This window comes from Spirosoma agri, from assembly GCF_010747415.1.
GTDB lineage: Bacteria > Bacteroidota > Bacteroidia > Cytophagales > Spirosomataceae > Spirosoma > Spirosoma agri.
Genome location: NZ_JAAGNZ010000002.1, coordinates 22,837 through 37,104 on the forward strand (window position 1 = coordinate 22,837; position 14,268 = coordinate 37,104).

General features: G+C 51.1%; 13 protein-coding genes. 7 read left to right on the top strand and 6 right to left on the bottom strand.

What is annotated here, in order from left to right:
* Positions 1 to 146 precede the first annotated feature (146 nt).
* The 7 genes from GK091_RS16790 to GK091_RS16820 all read left to right on the top strand — a co-directional run bounded on the left by GK091_RS16790 (position 147) and on the right by GK091_RS16820 (position 6,621).
* Positions 147 to 1,172, top strand: coding sequence for a rod shape-determining protein (locus GK091_RS16790; RefSeq protein WP_164040909.1), 1,026 nt, complete (start codon positions 147 to 149; stop codon positions 1,170 to 1,172).
* 127 nt (positions 1,173 to 1,299) lie between these two features.
* A complete protein-coding gene (mreC, locus tag GK091_RS16795) occupies positions 1,300 to 2,136 on the top strand; it encodes a rod shape-determining protein MreC (RefSeq protein WP_164040911.1) in 837 nt (278 codons plus the stop codon).
* A 72-nt stretch (positions 2,137 to 2,208) separates the two neighbouring features.
* Positions 2,209 to 2,715: a hypothetical protein gene (locus GK091_RS16800; protein WP_164040913.1), complete on the top strand. Its 507-nt coding sequence runs from the start codon at positions 2,209 to 2,211 to the stop codon at positions 2,713 to 2,715.
* A gap of 75 nt (positions 2,716 to 2,790) precedes the next feature.
* Positions 2,791 to 3,273 carry a GAF domain-containing protein gene (locus tag GK091_RS16805; RefSeq protein WP_164040915.1) on the top strand — a complete coding sequence of 161 codons (483 nt, stop codon included), beginning with the start codon at positions 2,791 to 2,793 and terminating at the stop codon, positions 3,271 to 3,273.
* A gap of 118 nt (positions 3,274 to 3,391) precedes the next feature.
* Positions 3,392 to 3,835, top strand: coding sequence for a DUF4890 domain-containing protein (locus GK091_RS16810; RefSeq protein ID WP_164040917.1), 444 nt, complete (start codon positions 3,392 to 3,394; stop codon positions 3,833 to 3,835).
* 169 nt (positions 3,836 to 4,004) lie between these two features.
* On the top strand, positions 4,005 to 5,072 hold the full coding sequence (locus GK091_RS16815; RefSeq protein WP_164040919.1) for an NHL repeat-containing protein: 1,068 nt from the start codon (positions 4,005 to 4,007) through the stop codon (positions 5,070 to 5,072).
* 13 nt (positions 5,073 to 5,085) lie between these two features.
* Complete coding sequence (locus tag GK091_RS16820) at positions 5,086 to 6,621, top strand: c-type cytochrome domain-containing protein (RefSeq protein ID WP_164040921.1); 1,536 nt, start codon at positions 5,086 to 5,088, stop codon at positions 6,619 to 6,621.
* A gap of 30 nt (positions 6,622 to 6,651) precedes the next feature.
* Here GK091_RS16820 and GK091_RS16825 read toward each other — a convergent pair whose 3' ends face one another.
* The 6 genes from GK091_RS16825 to GK091_RS16850 form a co-directional block, all read right to left on the bottom strand.
* Positions 6,652 to 7,935 (bottom strand): sensor histidine kinase, encoded by a 1,284-nt coding sequence (locus tag GK091_RS16825; protein ID WP_164040923.1) that lies wholly within the window; start codon positions 7,933 to 7,935, stop codon positions 6,652 to 6,654.
* Positions 7,932 to 9,302 carry a sigma-54-dependent transcriptional regulator gene (locus GK091_RS16830; RefSeq protein ID WP_164040925.1) on the bottom strand — a complete coding sequence of 457 codons (1,371 nt, stop codon included), beginning with the start codon at positions 9,300 to 9,302 and terminating at the stop codon, positions 7,932 to 7,934. The genes GK091_RS16825 and GK091_RS16830 overlap by 4 nt, the downstream gene beginning before the upstream one ends.
* A gap of 153 nt (positions 9,303 to 9,455) precedes the next feature.
* Positions 9,456 to 10,610, bottom strand: coding sequence for an ABC transporter permease (locus GK091_RS16835; RefSeq protein WP_164040927.1), 1,155 nt, complete (start codon positions 10,608 to 10,610; stop codon positions 9,456 to 9,458).
* A 76-nt stretch (positions 10,611 to 10,686) separates the two neighbouring features.
* Complete coding sequence (locus tag GK091_RS16840) at positions 10,687 to 11,937, bottom strand: ABC transporter permease (protein ID WP_164042851.1); 1,251 nt, start codon at positions 11,935 to 11,937, stop codon at positions 10,687 to 10,689.
* Positions 11,938 to 11,941: 4 nt separating this feature from the next.
* Positions 11,942 to 12,631 carry an ABC transporter ATP-binding protein gene (locus tag GK091_RS16845; protein WP_164040929.1) on the bottom strand — a complete coding sequence of 230 codons (690 nt, stop codon included), beginning with the start codon at positions 12,629 to 12,631 and terminating at the stop codon, positions 11,942 to 11,944.
* Positions 12,632 to 12,773: 142 nt separating this feature from the next.
* Complete coding sequence (locus tag GK091_RS16850) at positions 12,774 to 14,234, bottom strand: TolC family protein (RefSeq protein ID WP_164042853.1); 1,461 nt, start codon at positions 14,232 to 14,234, stop codon at positions 12,774 to 12,776.
* Between the last annotated feature and the right edge of the window lie 34 nt (positions 14,235 to 14,268).

Here is a 14,268-nt window from a genome sequence, read left to right on the forward strand (position 1 = left end):
CTGGCTGGATTTAGCTAACTATTCTGATACTCATATAAAAAATACAATACTGTATTTGGATTTTATCGTTGTTTCTCTTGAATAATCCATATTTTTGCACACCTTTGAAAACAAGACTTGCAAAAAGGCACAACAGCTAACCTGGAATGGGACTTTTCAATTTTTTAACCAGCGACATTGCGATTGACCTGGGCACGGCGAATACCTTGATTATTCACAAGGATCGGATTGTGGTGGATGAGCCTTCGATTATTGCAATGGACAAAGTCAGCGGTAAAGTGCTGGCCATTGGTCATAAGGCCATGCAAATGCACGAAAAGACCAATGAAAATATTAAGACAATTCGCCCGTTGAAAGACGGCGTCATTGCCGACTTTACAGCCGCTGAGCTGATGATTCGGGGCCTGATCAAGATGATTGATACGGGTAGCAAACTGTTTTCACCTTCGCATCGAATGGTTATTTGTATACCATCCGGGATCACGGAAGTTGAGAAGCGGGCCGTTAAAGATTCCGCCGAGCATGCCGGAGCGAAAGAAGTTTATATGGTGCACGAACCGATTGCTGCTGCGATCGGTATCGGTATCGATATCACCCAGCCAAATGGTACGATGATCGTCGATATTGGTGGGGGTACTACAGAGATTGCCGTCATTGCCTTGTCTGGTATCGTTTGTGAACAATCGATCCGGATTGCCGGTGATGTGTTCACCCGCGATATTGTCGATTACATGCGTCGGGAGCACAACCTGCTTATCGGTGAACGTTCGGCCGAGCAAATTAAAATGGAAGTCGGTTCGGCGCTTCCAGAACTCGACAATCCTCCCGCCGATTACGAAATCCGGGGTCGCGATTTGATGACGGGTATCCCGAAAGAGATCAAGGTTACCTACAGTGAAATTGCCTATGCGTTAGACAAATCGATTTCCAAAATCGAAGAAGCGACCATGAAGGCGCTGGAAATTTCGCCACCGGAGTTGTCGGCCGACATTTACACGAATGGTATTCACCTGACGGGGGGCGGTGCGCTGCTGCACGGCCTCGACAAGCGGCTGGGTGCTAAAACCAAGCTGCCGATTCACGTAGCCGATGATCCGCTCAAAGCGGTGGTGAAAGGTACGGGTGAGGTCATTAAAAATCTGGACATGTACCGGTCCGTATTGATTAGTTAAGTATGTAAGTAGCCTGGACCGCTGGTTCGGGAAGCCGAAAACTACGTGATAGAACAATGATTTGCTCTGCCATCTAGCCTTCGGCTTCTCGAATCGACAATCCAGGCTATTTAGTTTACTCCATTTTATGGGAGAGTTAGTCGACTTTTTTGTTCGAAGCCGAAACTTCATTTTGTTTGTACTGCTGGAAGTACTTTGTTTTTACTTTATCATCAACACGAGCAATTACTGGAGTGTGACCTACTTCAACACATCGAACCGGTACGCGGCTCAGGTGCTGGCGTGGTCGAACGCGGCCAATGAATATACGCGCCTGCGTCAGGTCAACGCCGATCTGGCTATGGAAAACCAGCGACTCAATACCCGGCTGACGCAACTTCTCCAGAGCAAACCAGCTTCCCCCGCCGAATACCAGGCCGATTCAGCCTTTGCCGATCGTTTTAAGTATACGGTGGCCAAGGTGATCGATAATACAACGCAGTTTGCCAATAACTACATTACCATTGACAAAGGCACCGATGATGGCATTCATCCGGGTATGGGGGTGATTTCGCCAACGGGCATTGTGGGTAAGATCAAGGTCTGCAACCGGCATTTTTCGGTCGTTACGTCGATTCTACATTCGGAGTTTCTGGTATCATCGAAGTTGACGAAAGCGAATGAGATCGGGTCCGCAAAATGGGACGGAATTGATCCACACCTGATGAAACTGGACGCGATTGCGAGCTACAAGACCGTGAATAAGGGCGACTCCGCTGTAACGTCGGAGTTTAACTCAACCTTCCCGCCGGGTATTCTGGTAGGGCGGGTGCGTACGGTAGGGGTTCAGTCAAACCAGACCTTTCACGACATTACGCTCGATCTGGCAACGAATTTCAGTAATCTGTCTTTCGTTTACATCGTCGAAAATCGCCTGCAGGCCGAGCAGGAGCAGTTAGAAAAACAAGTCGAAAAAGAGAAATAGTAAGCACTGGATGGGCATGACCGGTTTCTATAGCCGATTGCGACCCAGCTACTGCCCACCGCCCACTACGAGATGACCTTACGCGAGATTCTGTCTACTGTGCTGTTGTTTTTGCTCTACCTGATATTGCAAATCCTGCTTGTACGGAATTTGGTGCTGTTTGATTACGCCTTCTGTTTTGTCTACATCGCCTGTGTCCTGCTCTTACCGAACGAAACCAGCCTGACCTGGCTCCTGTTAATCGGTTTCGTGACCGGCATCATAGTGGATTCGTTCTACAACACGCTTGGGATGCACGCAGCGGCAACGGTTCTTATGGCGTATTGTCGGCCACTGGTTGTGCGCTCACAGATTGATGTGCCGGGCATGGAGTCCCGACTCGAATTTTCGCTGAAAGAATTAGGGGTAGGCGCTTTCTTTCGGTACGTCTTCATACTGGCCCTTGTTCATCACAGTGCCTTGTTTTTCATTGAAGCCAGTAGCCTGGCACTGTTTATTCCGACACTCATCCGGGTTGGGGCCAGCACCTTGTTCACGACAGTCAGCATCGTACTGATCCAGTTCTTCACCCGAAATTAAAAATGCACGAGTGACTGATTTTCGACAGAATATGGTTGTCAATCATCATACGAACGGAACCTCAACGCTCCTCACATGGCCGAAACACTGCTTATTCCACAAACATCCGATCGGCGGGCTATGTACGATAGCCTCGTACCGCAAATTGCCGCGCTGATCGACGGCGAGCCGGATCTGGTCGCTAATCTGGCCAATATTGCCGCTGCGCTGAAAGAAGCGTTCGGCTTTTTCTGGGTCGGCTTTTATCTCAAAAAAGAGAACCAACTGGTGCTGGGACCCTTTCAGGGACCTATTGCCTGCACGCGTATTGCTTTTGAAAAGGGCGTCTGCGGAGCTGCCTATACCCGACGCGAAACGATTCTGGTTCCGGATGTCGAGCAATTCCCCGGACACATCGCCTGTAGTTCTGCATCGAAATCCGAAGTCGTTGTACCCGTCTTCGATCGGTTCGGAGCGGTCAGTATGGTGCTGGATGTTGATAGTGACCAGCTGAACGATTTCAGCCAGATTGACGCTGACGGATTGGAACGAATTGCTGCCTTGATCACCGCCCTCTAAGCTGAACCGTAGTATTGATCGCTTGATTGATTTCGTTAAGAAACCGTTAAATTCGTTCGGTGGCTTAAACTATCGGCATCATAGCCCGTCTTAGGTTCGGATAAAACAATCACGAACCATGTTTAAGAAACTAGCATTTGGCGGATTGATGCTTTCGCTACTGTCGTTGCCACTGCTGGCTCAGCAAACCACTGCGCCAAACGCGTCCACTACAACCCAACGGGGTAGAGGGCGGGGCATGCAGGCGTATCAGGCTGGTGATCCAGCGACACGCGCCCGTAAAATGACGGATCGCATGACGAAGCAACTTGGATTGGATGAAGCTTCAGCCAAAAAAGTGTACGATGTAACACTGGCCCGCGCCGAAAAAGTCGATGCCATTCAGAAAGGTACCGACGATAACAAAGCGAAAGGAAAAGCCCTGAAAGCGAACGCTGACGAATACAAGAGTAAACTGCAAAGCATTTTAACGCCCGACCAGTTTGCTAAATTCGAATCGATGCGTGGCCGTATGGGCAGAGGTCGTGGTAATAATGACGGTGACAAAGACGGGCAGAAATAACAACTGAACAGTCAACGTACAAGTGAGAGGCCCAATTTTCCAGTTACTGGAAAATTGGGCCTCTTGCGTTGGAAAGCAAGCGGCAATGGGACGCGGTTCGAGTCTGGCTACTGCGTTAGCAGTAAAGTTTATCCCTCGATTCCTTTTTCGATAAATAGTCAGAAAAACTATGTCTTCTTCGGTTTCGCGTCGGTTGTTTATGCAGCAGGCATCGCTCATCGCAGCGGCAGGCATCACAGGTCCAACCATAATCTCGGCTAAAGCAAATCCGCACAAGGCCGAAACATCGATTCTGGGCCATAATGGATTTCGCTACCGGGTCGTGCCGGGATGGGGTGTGCTGGATGCGGGTAAAAATCCGGTCAATGACTGCCACGAAATGGTGCAGGATGCCAAAGGGCGAATCCTGCTGCTGACCAACGAGACAAAAAACAACATTCTCATTTACGATAAATCTGGCAAGCTACTCGAAACGTGGGGACACGATTACCCTGGTGGACACGGCCTGACACTCGGCGGGGAAGGGAATGAACAGTTTCTGCTGATTACCGATACGGACCGGCATCAGGTGATCAAAACTGATCTGAAAGGCCGTGAATTGATGAAGCTGGACTATCCGAAAGAAACGGGTGTTTACGCCTACCCGTCGCAGTTCAAACCGACCGAAACGGCTGTCAATCCGGTCAATGGAGATATCTATGTCGTGGATGGGTATGGCCTGAACTATGTGATGCAGTATGACAAAGCCGGGAAGCTTATTCGCTATTGGGGTGGTAAAGGGGAGGCCAACGACACCTTCGATTGCTGTCATGGCATTGTTGTAGATCGGCGAACCAGCAACCCAACCCTGCTCATCACTGACCGACGGCGAAATGCACTCAAACGGTTTACGCTCGACGGAAAATACGTTTCGACCATCGCCTTACCGGGTTCATACATCTGTCGACCCGTTATTCACGGTGACAACATCTACGGAGCTGTTTTCCGAAGCACGTCGGATAGTTACCCGGATTCGGGCTATATTCAGATTCTGGATAAGAACGATCAGGTCGTTTCGACACCCGGCGGATCGGCACCGGTTTATCAGGATGGTAAACTGGCTGAACAACGCAAAGACCGGAGTATCTCCGCTTTTTTGCACCCGCACGATGTGCTGGTCGACGCCGATGACAGCATCTACGTTGCCCAGTGGAGTTCCAGGAAAACGTATCCTGTCAAATTAGAACGGGTCGCCTGAATCGGTACTGACTATGACTAGACTGATTTTTCTACAGGCGAATGCGGCTCAACCATCGGATTGGGTGTTGTTCTTTGGCCGTTTTCATCCGCTTCTTGTCCATTTGCCCATTGGTTTTCTGCTCATTGCGGGACTTCTTGAACTCGATCGGTTGACCCGGCGCAAGTCGGTTAGTCCGCACACCATTACGTTGATTCTGTTCTGGTCGGCGGTTAGTGCAACGATGGCCTGTGTATTCGGCTACATGCTCTCACTGGGGGGCGGTTATGATACCGAAACGCTCAGCGATCACAAATGGCAGGGTATTGGTGTGGCCGCGTTTGCCTGGATTGCCTGGTCCGTAAAATCCGAGAATCTGGGTCGTATCATTCCGTTTGCGCAGCTTGTGTATTTGCCGGCTCTTTTCGTGTCGCTATTGTTGCTGCTGGCAGCTGGTCATCAGGGCGGTAACTTAACCCACGGTTCTGATTACCTGACTCAATATGCACCAACGCCCCTGCGAACGCTGGCCGGTCTAGCGCCGAAACAGAAGGAAGTGAAGATCGAGCCAATCACGGACGTGAATCAGGCGATGGTCTACCAGCAGATCGTTAACCCGATTCTTCAGACCCGTTGCGTTCAGTGCCACAATGCCGATAAGTCGAAAGCGGGTCTTCGGCTCGATAATCCGGATATGATCAAAAAGGGATACGAAGATGGCCCGGTGTTGGTGGCGGGTAAAAGTAGCACGAGCGAACTGGTGAAGGTTTGTTTATTGCCTGAGGACGATGACAACCATATGCCGCCGAAAGGGAAGCCACAACTCACCGAGAGTCAGGTTGCGCTACTGACGTGGTGGATCGATCAGGGAGCTTCGTTTGATAAGAAGGTGTCGCAACTGGTTGTCAATGATGCCATTCGACCGGTTTTGGCGTCGCTGGGCGGTGGTGGTCCGGTTACTGCTTCGGCGGGTGGCGCAGTCGCTGCGGGACCTGCTCCCGAATCACCCGTCCTGACCATGAAGGTACCCGCTGCCGATCCGAAGGTGATCGAAGCGGTAAAGAAAACAGGCTTACTGGTGTTGCCGCTTTCCAAAGAACAAAACCAGTTGGAGGTCAGCGCGGTCAACGCCCGGACGTATGGAGATGCGCAGGCCGCTCTGCTGCATAAACTCAGCGACCAAATTGTCTGGTTGAAACTGGGCGACACCGAAATTTCTGATGCAGCACTGGCACAGGTTGCCAAACTGAAAAACCTGCAAAAACTACACCTCGAACAAACGAAAATAACCGACGCGGGTCTGAAACAGCTCAACGGATTAACCAATCTGGAGTATCTGAACCTCTACGGAACGGCCATTACCGATGCCGGACTTACTGAACTGGTGCGTCTAAAAAATCTTAAAACGGTCTATCTCTGGCAAACCAACGTAACGGCGCAGGGACTGGCAGCCTTGAAGAAAGAACGGCCAACGCTGGAGATCATCGGTGGTATCAGCGAGCAAGCGGTTGCCGAGTTCGCCAAAGCCACGTCGGCGGATGACAAAGCGGACGAATCGAAAAAGAATTGATAAGTCTTCACCTAGCTCGGGCTACGTACTCTACGCCCACGAAATGGCAAAAACGGTCCAGCCGTTCGGCTCGGTCTGGAGCGAAAAGGTGAACCCGTGATTCAGCAGAATTTCCCGCGTTAGCGTGAGGCCAATACCTTGTCCACTGGGTCTGGTACTGAAAAACGGATTGAACAAATGAATGGCAACGGCTTCGGGAATTGGTGCCCCGTTGTCGCGAATGAGTAATTGGCGAGCCGAAAGAAGCACCTCAACGCGGTGGCCCGGTTCACATGCTTCAAGCGCATTTTTGACAATGTTGACCAGCACCTGCTCTAACTGCCCTTCGTCGATGGACTGTATGACGGGCGTATCGGGTGTTGTAATGGTGAGCGCAATGGTAGCCGCTTCGGCCTGTGGCTGCATGAGTCGGACAACGTTGTGCGTTAATGCCGCCATGTCGCCGGGTGTGAGGTTAGGCGGGGGGAGCCGCACCACATCGGCAAAGCGACGCATGAAGCGGTTGAGCCGGTCGTTGCGATCAATGGCTACCCGAACGGCCTGTTTCAGCTCGGAGTCGGGCAGTTCGGATTCGGTAATGGTCAGAATGGAGTTGACGGCTCCGATGGAGTTGTTGACCTCGTGCGCCATCATCCGAATGACCTTACTATACGCTTTCTTTTCGCTGGCCAGAATTTCCGGCGTCAGCTCCTCAATCATGAGGAATGATCGTCTGAAGCCCCGATCGACAAAATTCGAGCGTAGTATTTTGTACGTTTCGATACCATTCGGTTTCATTACGCGTGATTCACCGTCGGCCAAATCAGCAATGTGAGCCAGCAACGAATACCCAAGTTCTTCCAATCGTTTGGTGACGATGGCTTCGGGCAGCATACCCAGCAACTGGCAGGCGCGTGGGTTGACGGAGGCAATCCGATCATCGAAATCAAAAATCAGGATGGCAATGGGGGCTGCGTCAACGAGTTTGTTCAGAAAGAATTGCTGCTCCACCTGCCGGGTACGTTCCTGTCGGAGCTGATCGATCATCAGGTTGTAGACCGTAATCAATTCATCGACTTCCCGGTTTCCGGTCGGCACAAACTTGATCGTAAAGTCCTTATCCCGAATGGCTTCGATGCCCGACGCAATAAACGTTGACGGTTGCCGAAACGACCGGTAAATACGCACCGCTACGTAAATCGAGAGCAGCATCAGCACTTCGGAAGCGATAAACAAGGCTTTGTTCTCCCGTAGCTCCCAGCCAATCAGTGCGATCAGCACCAGATGCAGGGCAACGATGTAGATCAGATAACGGGTTCGCAGGCGTAGGTTCATTCCTCGGAGGTGTAAGGAATGCCAAATTTCTCCAATCGGCGGTAGAGTGCAAAACGCGTGATACCCAACGCTCTGGCAACTTTGGTAACCCGGTTGTTATGGAAAGCCATTGCCTGTTGAATCATCTGGTATTCCATTTCTTCGAGCGTCATGGCACCCACCTGCGGTAGCGGTCCGCGCGGGACTGTCGTGACAGTTGGCGTTAGGTTCTGCTCAAAGTCGGTAACGGTCAATGCGTCGTTGTGGGCTAACAGGACCGTTCGTTCAACTACGTTTTTTAACTGACGAATATTTCCCGGCAACGACAGCGTTCTGAGCCAGCTCATGGCTTCTTTGCTGATGTGCAGACCGGGCCGGCCATACAGCGTTTTTAAGTTGTTGACAAAAAACGTAGCCAGTCGCGGAATGTCGTTCGGTCGTTCGCGCAACGCCGGTAGCCGAACCGTGATGAGGTTGATACGATACAGCAAATCTTCCCGAAACAGCCCCTTACTGACCATTTCTTCCAGATTCCGGTTGGTGGCACAAATCACGCGTACGTCAACCGTTCGGCTTTTGCTGCTTCCCAGCGGCTCAAACGTTCGATCCTGCAACACCCGCAGTAGTTTTACTTGGCTGGCCGGATCGAGGTCGCCGATTTCGTCCAGAAATATGCTGCCCTTAGTAGCCAGTTCAAACCGTCCGATCCGGTCGGTTCGGGCATCGGTGAACGCACCCCGGATGTGGCCAAACAGTTCGCTTTCAAACAACGTAGATGAGATACCGCCCAAGTTGACCTTGACGAACGGCTGGCGTTGACGCGGGCTGTTTTGGTGAACGGCTTCGGCGATGAGTTCCTTACCCGTTCCGCTCTCGCCCGTGATTAGCACCGGGGCATCGGTCGGCGCAACGCGGCCAATTGTTTTCAGAACGCTGAGTAGATTTGGGTCTTCTCCGACGATGTTATCGAACGAAAATTGCTGGTCAAGTTTCTGCCGGTCGAGCGATACGGGTTCTGACTGGGCGAGGTTCATGGCCGTACGAACCGATTGCACGAGGTAGTCGTTCTGCCAGGGCTTTGTGATGAAGTCTTTAGCCCCCGCTTTCATACCTTCCACGGCAAGATCAATGCTTCCCCAGCCCGTAATCAGGATAACCGGCACCGCTGGCAACTGCTCCCGAATCCGGCGTAATAGCCGCAGCCCATCATCACCGGACGTATCGACCGAAAAATTCATGTCCAGCAAAATTACGTCCGGCGTTTCGACGCGTAGAATCTCGAACGTGTCGAATGGTCCGTCAGCAACGCGCACCGTAAACCCTTCTTTCCGGAATAGTAAGGAAAGGGAGGTTTGAATAGCGATATCGTCGTCGATGATTAACAGCATATTTTTTGATGTAGAGACGCGATCGCACCGGCGGACCGGCCCTCGCGTCTCATCTGTTGGTCAGCAAACCTCGCCTGTTGGTCAGCAAAACCATCCGGTTATGAGACGCAAGGGATTGCCGCACCGGCGGTGATGCGGCATTCCGACCGGTCTCTACTCTTCGTGTAATGCCGTCGCCGGCTGAATGCCTGCCGCCTGTCGACTTGGGAACAAGGCACAAAGGGTGACAATGCCGTAGATGATAAGCATTGCGAGGATAATGGCCGTTACGTAGGTGCCCGCTTTGAGGTCGAATACATTCATCAACGGAAACTGAGCGGCAAATAATAGCCCGATCAACAAGGCGAAGGTAGCCAAAACCCATATCTCGCCGATGAATTGCGTTGAGATTCCGCTACCGGTAGCCCCCAAGGCCCGTCGTAAGCCAATTTCGCCCCGACGTTTGGCAATGCTTAGGTTCAACACCCCGAACAAACCGAGGGCTACGTTGATCAGCAGGAAACTACAAATGATCAGGGCGATGATGATCGGGACAAGAACGAGGTTATGCTGGTTTTTTCGCGAATCGGTCAGGTAGTCGACTTCCACGTTCCAGCCGGTCAGCATGGCCGCAATTTCCTTGACCAGTTTGGCTTCAAAGACGGCATCGGTGCCCGGCTTCACCTTAATAAGGACCGTATCGTTCCAGGTCGCATCAGGCTTGAACAACTCGAACAAGGCGGGTTTGTCGGACATGAATTCGCCTTTGGCTTTGAAGGTATTGACAACGCCAACCACTTTAAATCGCTTATCGATGATTTTTCCCAATGGATTTTCATTCTCGAACAGTTTCTCCTTCAATTTCTGATTGATGACAATCGGGCTATATTTACCAACACTGTCCGCGCTCCGATACCAGTGGCCTTCGGTTACGGCGATGCCGAGCGTGTTGGCAAAGTTCTCGTCGGTTGCGTAAAGATCCGATAGTGCCTTCCGTTTGTTGTACTCGACACCATTGTTCATGGAGTTGGCCGAGAAGGGAAAGTTACTGCTCATGCGCGATACCGAAACCACGTCCGGGTAGGACTTTAGTCGTTGTGTAACCCGCTGGAGTTTTTCGCGGAGGGCAACAGTGTCCTGGTTATTTTTAAGCCCTATGGCCCAGACGTTCTCATACGTAAAGCCGATCGGTTCCGTATAATTTTGGACGTTCACAACAATGAGCGTCGCCAATCCGAAAAGCACCAGGAACGAGGCCCAGATCTCGACGATTAGTAGCGCGTGTGCTTTTTTCTTGTTCCAGATCAGGGTAAACAGATGTTTTAGCATGGTTTTAAGGAGTAATCGAGTGAAGGAGTACTTGGGTGAATAGCCTGCGAATCGTAGGCACGCCAGTATGCATTCACTACGTTGATTTTAGGGCTTCGGCGATGTTCAGTTTCGACATGCGGAGGGCGGGTAATACACCGGATAGTAACCCGAACAGCAGGCAAACCAGCACACTGACCAGAAACACCGTCAAATTGATCGTCAGGTCAGCATAGGCAATTATACCACTGCTGTTAATCAGGTAAATGACAATCAGGCTTAAGCCGAGGGCAATGGAACCGCCGATGAGCGTAATGAAAATGTTCTCGACAATAAACTGCCAGACCAGCGTTTTTACGGGTGCTCCGAACGCTTTCCGGATACCAATTTCGGAAGCTCGTTCCATAATACGACTGACATTGACGTTGACAAGGTTAATGGCCGGCAACCCCATCAGCATGAACAGCACAAAGCCAATGACTCCGAAAAAGATGGCCTTCATCCCCGCATTACCATCCAGAATCTGCCCGACGAAGTTCTCCGCATAAGGGTCTGATTTTGCTTCCAGGGTAGCATACTTATACCCATTTTCGATCCCCGGTAATGGAATCTGGCTGATTCGGCTCTGAAATTCGTTGTTTATGGCTGGCAGGTCCGATTTATCCTTAGCGAGCAGAATGCTCATGAAACCGCCCCGCATACCATCCCGCTGGTAATTACTTTTAGGCGTCGTATACGGAAAATAAATATCGGCGTAGGTGACCGGTCGGGTAACAGGACTGCCTTTTATGACGCCAATCACCTTGTAGTGAATGTTTTCGATATCAATGTCTTTGCCAATAACCGATTCTGTCTCGTCGGAAAAATAGTGCTTCCTGAACTCGTCCGTAATGACTGCTACGTGATCACCGTTGGTAATGTTTTGTTGGTTGTAGGGTTTACCTTCCAGAAAATTGAAGTCCATAACCTGCCAGAAATCAGCATCAGTAAATTTGGTAGTCAATTTAATTTTCTGCGAACCCACATACGCATTGGAGCTATTAAAGGCAGAAAAAATAGTCACCCGCTCGGGTGTTTTCAACGTTTTGGCGTAGTTCGTCAGAAACTTGAAACTCATCGGTCCTGAGCTTCTGCCGGTTTTGGCCGAGTCGCGCTGAACCATCAGCATGACGTAAAGCATTCGATCCCGCTTAGTTTCAGGATAATGACTCCCGATCAGGTGGTCAAGGAACGAGGTCAGCACCATCAGGACAGTCAACGTCAGGCTGATGCCGAAGAGCGTAATGAAGGTATAAAATGGGTGTCGGAGCAATACCTTCCAGGCGATTTTTATGTAGTTTGTCAGCATCGTGTTAAACCGTTTGAAGTACCGAATCACCAACCATTGATCCATCGAAAAGCCGCACAAGCCGATGGGTCTTTTTGGCCATCGATTCATCGTGGGTCACCATCACAATCGTGCTGCCATCGGCATTAAGTTGCTGAAGGATCGCCATGATCTCATTGCCCATGGCGCTGTCGAGGTTACCGGTTGGCTCATCGGCCAGAATAATGTCCGGGCGTCCCACAATGGCGCGTGCAATGGCGACCCGCTGCTTTTGTCCACCCGACAGCTGATTGGGAAAATGTTTCATGCGGTTGCTCAGGCCGACTCGTTCGAGGGCTTGTTTGGCCAGCTCCCGCCGTGATAGGCCAGTTGAGTCCCCTTTGCGGTAGAGCAGCGGGATTTCGACGTTATCGAGTACTGATAAGTCGTTGATTAGGTGAAAGCTCTGGAAAATAAAGCCAATCTTCTGATTGCGAAGCTGCGCCAGTTCCTTGTCGCGGTAATGCGTCACGGCCTGTCCGCCAATTTCGACATTTCCCTGGCTGGGCGCATCCAGTAACCCCATCAGGTTCATCAGTGTTGATTTGCCACAACCGCTCGGACCCATGATCGAGATAAATTCGCCGGGTCGGATGTCGAGGTTAATGTTTGTCAGCGCCAGTGTTTCGATGCTGCTGGTCCGGTAGACCTTTTCGATGTTTTTGAGTGTGATCATGGTCTTTGAGTTTATCCATTTCCCTATTCCCTCACCCCCGGCCCCTCTCCCAAAACGGGAGAGGGGTGCAAAATAGGGTAGTTACACTCCCCTCGCCCGTTCTGGGAGAGGGGCCGGGGGTGAGGGTAAAGGGCCGGGGCTGTTAATAGTTTATTTTCTGGTTCGTTTCAAAATCGTACAAAGTCAGTAGCCGAATCGTATAAAAGGCCTGCCAGTAATCGCGCAGGGCCAGGATCGCGTCGCGACGGGCGCGGTCTTTGTCTTGGGTTGCAATACCGAGGTCAGTAACACTCAGGTCGCTGAGCTTAAAGCGATCCTGCGCAATCTGATAGCGATTTTGGGCAATCTGGTCCGCTTCGGCGGTCAGTTTAACCTGCTGGCGAAGCATGTCCAGTAATGTTACCTGGGTATAAATCTGCTGCTCAAACGTCCGCTTCGCTTGTTCTACCGTTTGCACCGTCAGTTGCTGGTTAGCACGAGCCGTTTCCGTACGGGCCTGCGCACGACCCCAGGTCATAATCGGCAGCACGAACTGAATTTCTACAAATTCTCGATCCTGTGGGCGGTTGTATACGTCGCTCGGTCGATTGCCCCGATTCGATAAGCCAAAAGCTGCGTTGAGGGATGCGTTCAGCCCATTCTCTTTGCGGGCCTTATCAACGTCGCGGTCGGCTTCCAGTAATTTCCGGCTGAAACCAATGGCGTCGGATCGGTTGGCAAACGCTTCGGCCAATGCCTGACTAATGTCTATCGAAAACGCGCTGAGTTGCGTAGGCACGACTAAATCGAATTGCTGCTGTTGACCCTGCCCGTTCGTGCGGGCATTCAGGTAGGACCGAAGTTTAAGGGAGGCTACCTCGGCGGTTTGACGGGCGGAGGCCAGATCCTTCTGGGCGTTCAAAACGCTCAGTTGCAACTGCAACAGGTCGTTCTGCGAGATTTTTCCTAGTTCCAGTTTATGCCCCGCTATTTTAAAAAGTGTATCGTTGTTGGCGCGGTTCGTTTCGGCGATTTGTAAATTCACCTGCGCGACCAGCAAATCGAAATACAGACCTGTCGCATCCAAAGCAACCTGTTCGAGCGCTTCGATGTACTGCTGATTACTCTCGGCGTAACGCAATGGCTCGGTTCGGCGATCCCATTTCATCTGATTAAACCGGAATAGAGGCTGCGTCAATCCGAAGGCGAAGGGAATGCCATTGTATAGTGTGCTATTATTCAGGAAGTTATCGAATCGTTGTAGTTGATGCTGGACATAAATAGAACCACCGGTCAACGCAATGTTCTGACTCAGGGATAGGTTCAGAATCGAGTTGTTGTTCGATACGGGTTGAAAGGCAATCGTGCCATCGGGCTGCGTTACCTGAACGAATGAACGGGTAAAGCTGGGCAAGGAGCCATCGAGACTGAGTTGCGGTTTAAAGTCGGCCAGAAACGTCCGGTATTTCCAGTAATTGGTTTTCTTCAGCGTAGCCGCCTGTTTCCCCGCAATCGACTGCTCACGAGCCACTTGTATCACGTCGCTAAGGGTGAGTTTTTGGGTTTGAGCCACGGTTACATGCGTTATTGCCAGGCAAAATAAACCTATACTCCAGCGGATCATCGGACGAAGTAACGCACCCGATTTTATGAAAAAC

Excerpts from the sequence above, each read along its gene's own strand:
- GK091_RS16835 (WP_164040927.1), bottom strand. The coding sequence starts at position 10,610 with ATGCTAAAACATCTGTTTACCCTGATCTGGAACAAGAAAAAAGCACAC.
- mreC (WP_164040911.1), top strand. The coding sequence starts at position 1,300 with ATGGGAGAGTTAGTCGACTTTTTTGTTCGAAGCCGAAACTTCATTTTG.
- GK091_RS16815 (WP_164040919.1), top strand. The coding sequence starts at position 4,005 with ATGTCTTCTTCGGTTTCGCGTCGGTTGTTTATGCAGCAGGCATCGCTC.
- GK091_RS16850 (WP_164042853.1), bottom strand. The coding sequence starts at position 14,234 with ATGATCCGCTGGAGTATAGGTTTATTTTGCCTGGCAATAACGCATGTA.
- GK091_RS16845 (WP_164040929.1), bottom strand. The coding sequence starts at position 12,631 with ATGATCACACTCAAAAACATCGAAAAGGTCTACCGGACCAGCAGCATC.
- GK091_RS16820 (WP_164040921.1), top strand. The coding sequence starts at position 5,086 with ATGACTAGACTGATTTTTCTACAGGCGAATGCGGCTCAACCATCGGAT.
- GK091_RS16790 (WP_164040909.1), top strand. The coding sequence starts at position 147 with ATGGGACTTTTCAATTTTTTAACCAGCGACATTGCGATTGACCTGGGC.
- GK091_RS16825 (WP_164040923.1), bottom strand. The coding sequence starts at position 7,935 with ATGAACCTACGCCTGCGAACCCGTTATCTGATCTACATCGTTGCCCTG.
- GK091_RS16830 (WP_164040925.1), bottom strand. The coding sequence starts at position 9,302 with ATGCTGTTAATCATCGACGACGATATCGCTATTCAAACCTCCCTTTCC.
- GK091_RS16800 (WP_164040913.1), top strand. The coding sequence starts at position 2,209 with ATGACCTTACGCGAGATTCTGTCTACTGTGCTGTTGTTTTTGCTCTAC.
- GK091_RS16810 (WP_164040917.1), top strand. The coding sequence starts at position 3,392 with ATGTTTAAGAAACTAGCATTTGGCGGATTGATGCTTTCGCTACTGTCG.
- GK091_RS16805 (WP_164040915.1), top strand. The coding sequence starts at position 2,791 with ATGGCCGAAACACTGCTTATTCCACAAACATCCGATCGGCGGGCTATG.
- GK091_RS16840 (WP_164042851.1), bottom strand. The coding sequence starts at position 11,937 with ATGCTGACAAACTACATAAAAATCGCCTGGAAGGTATTGCTCCGACAC.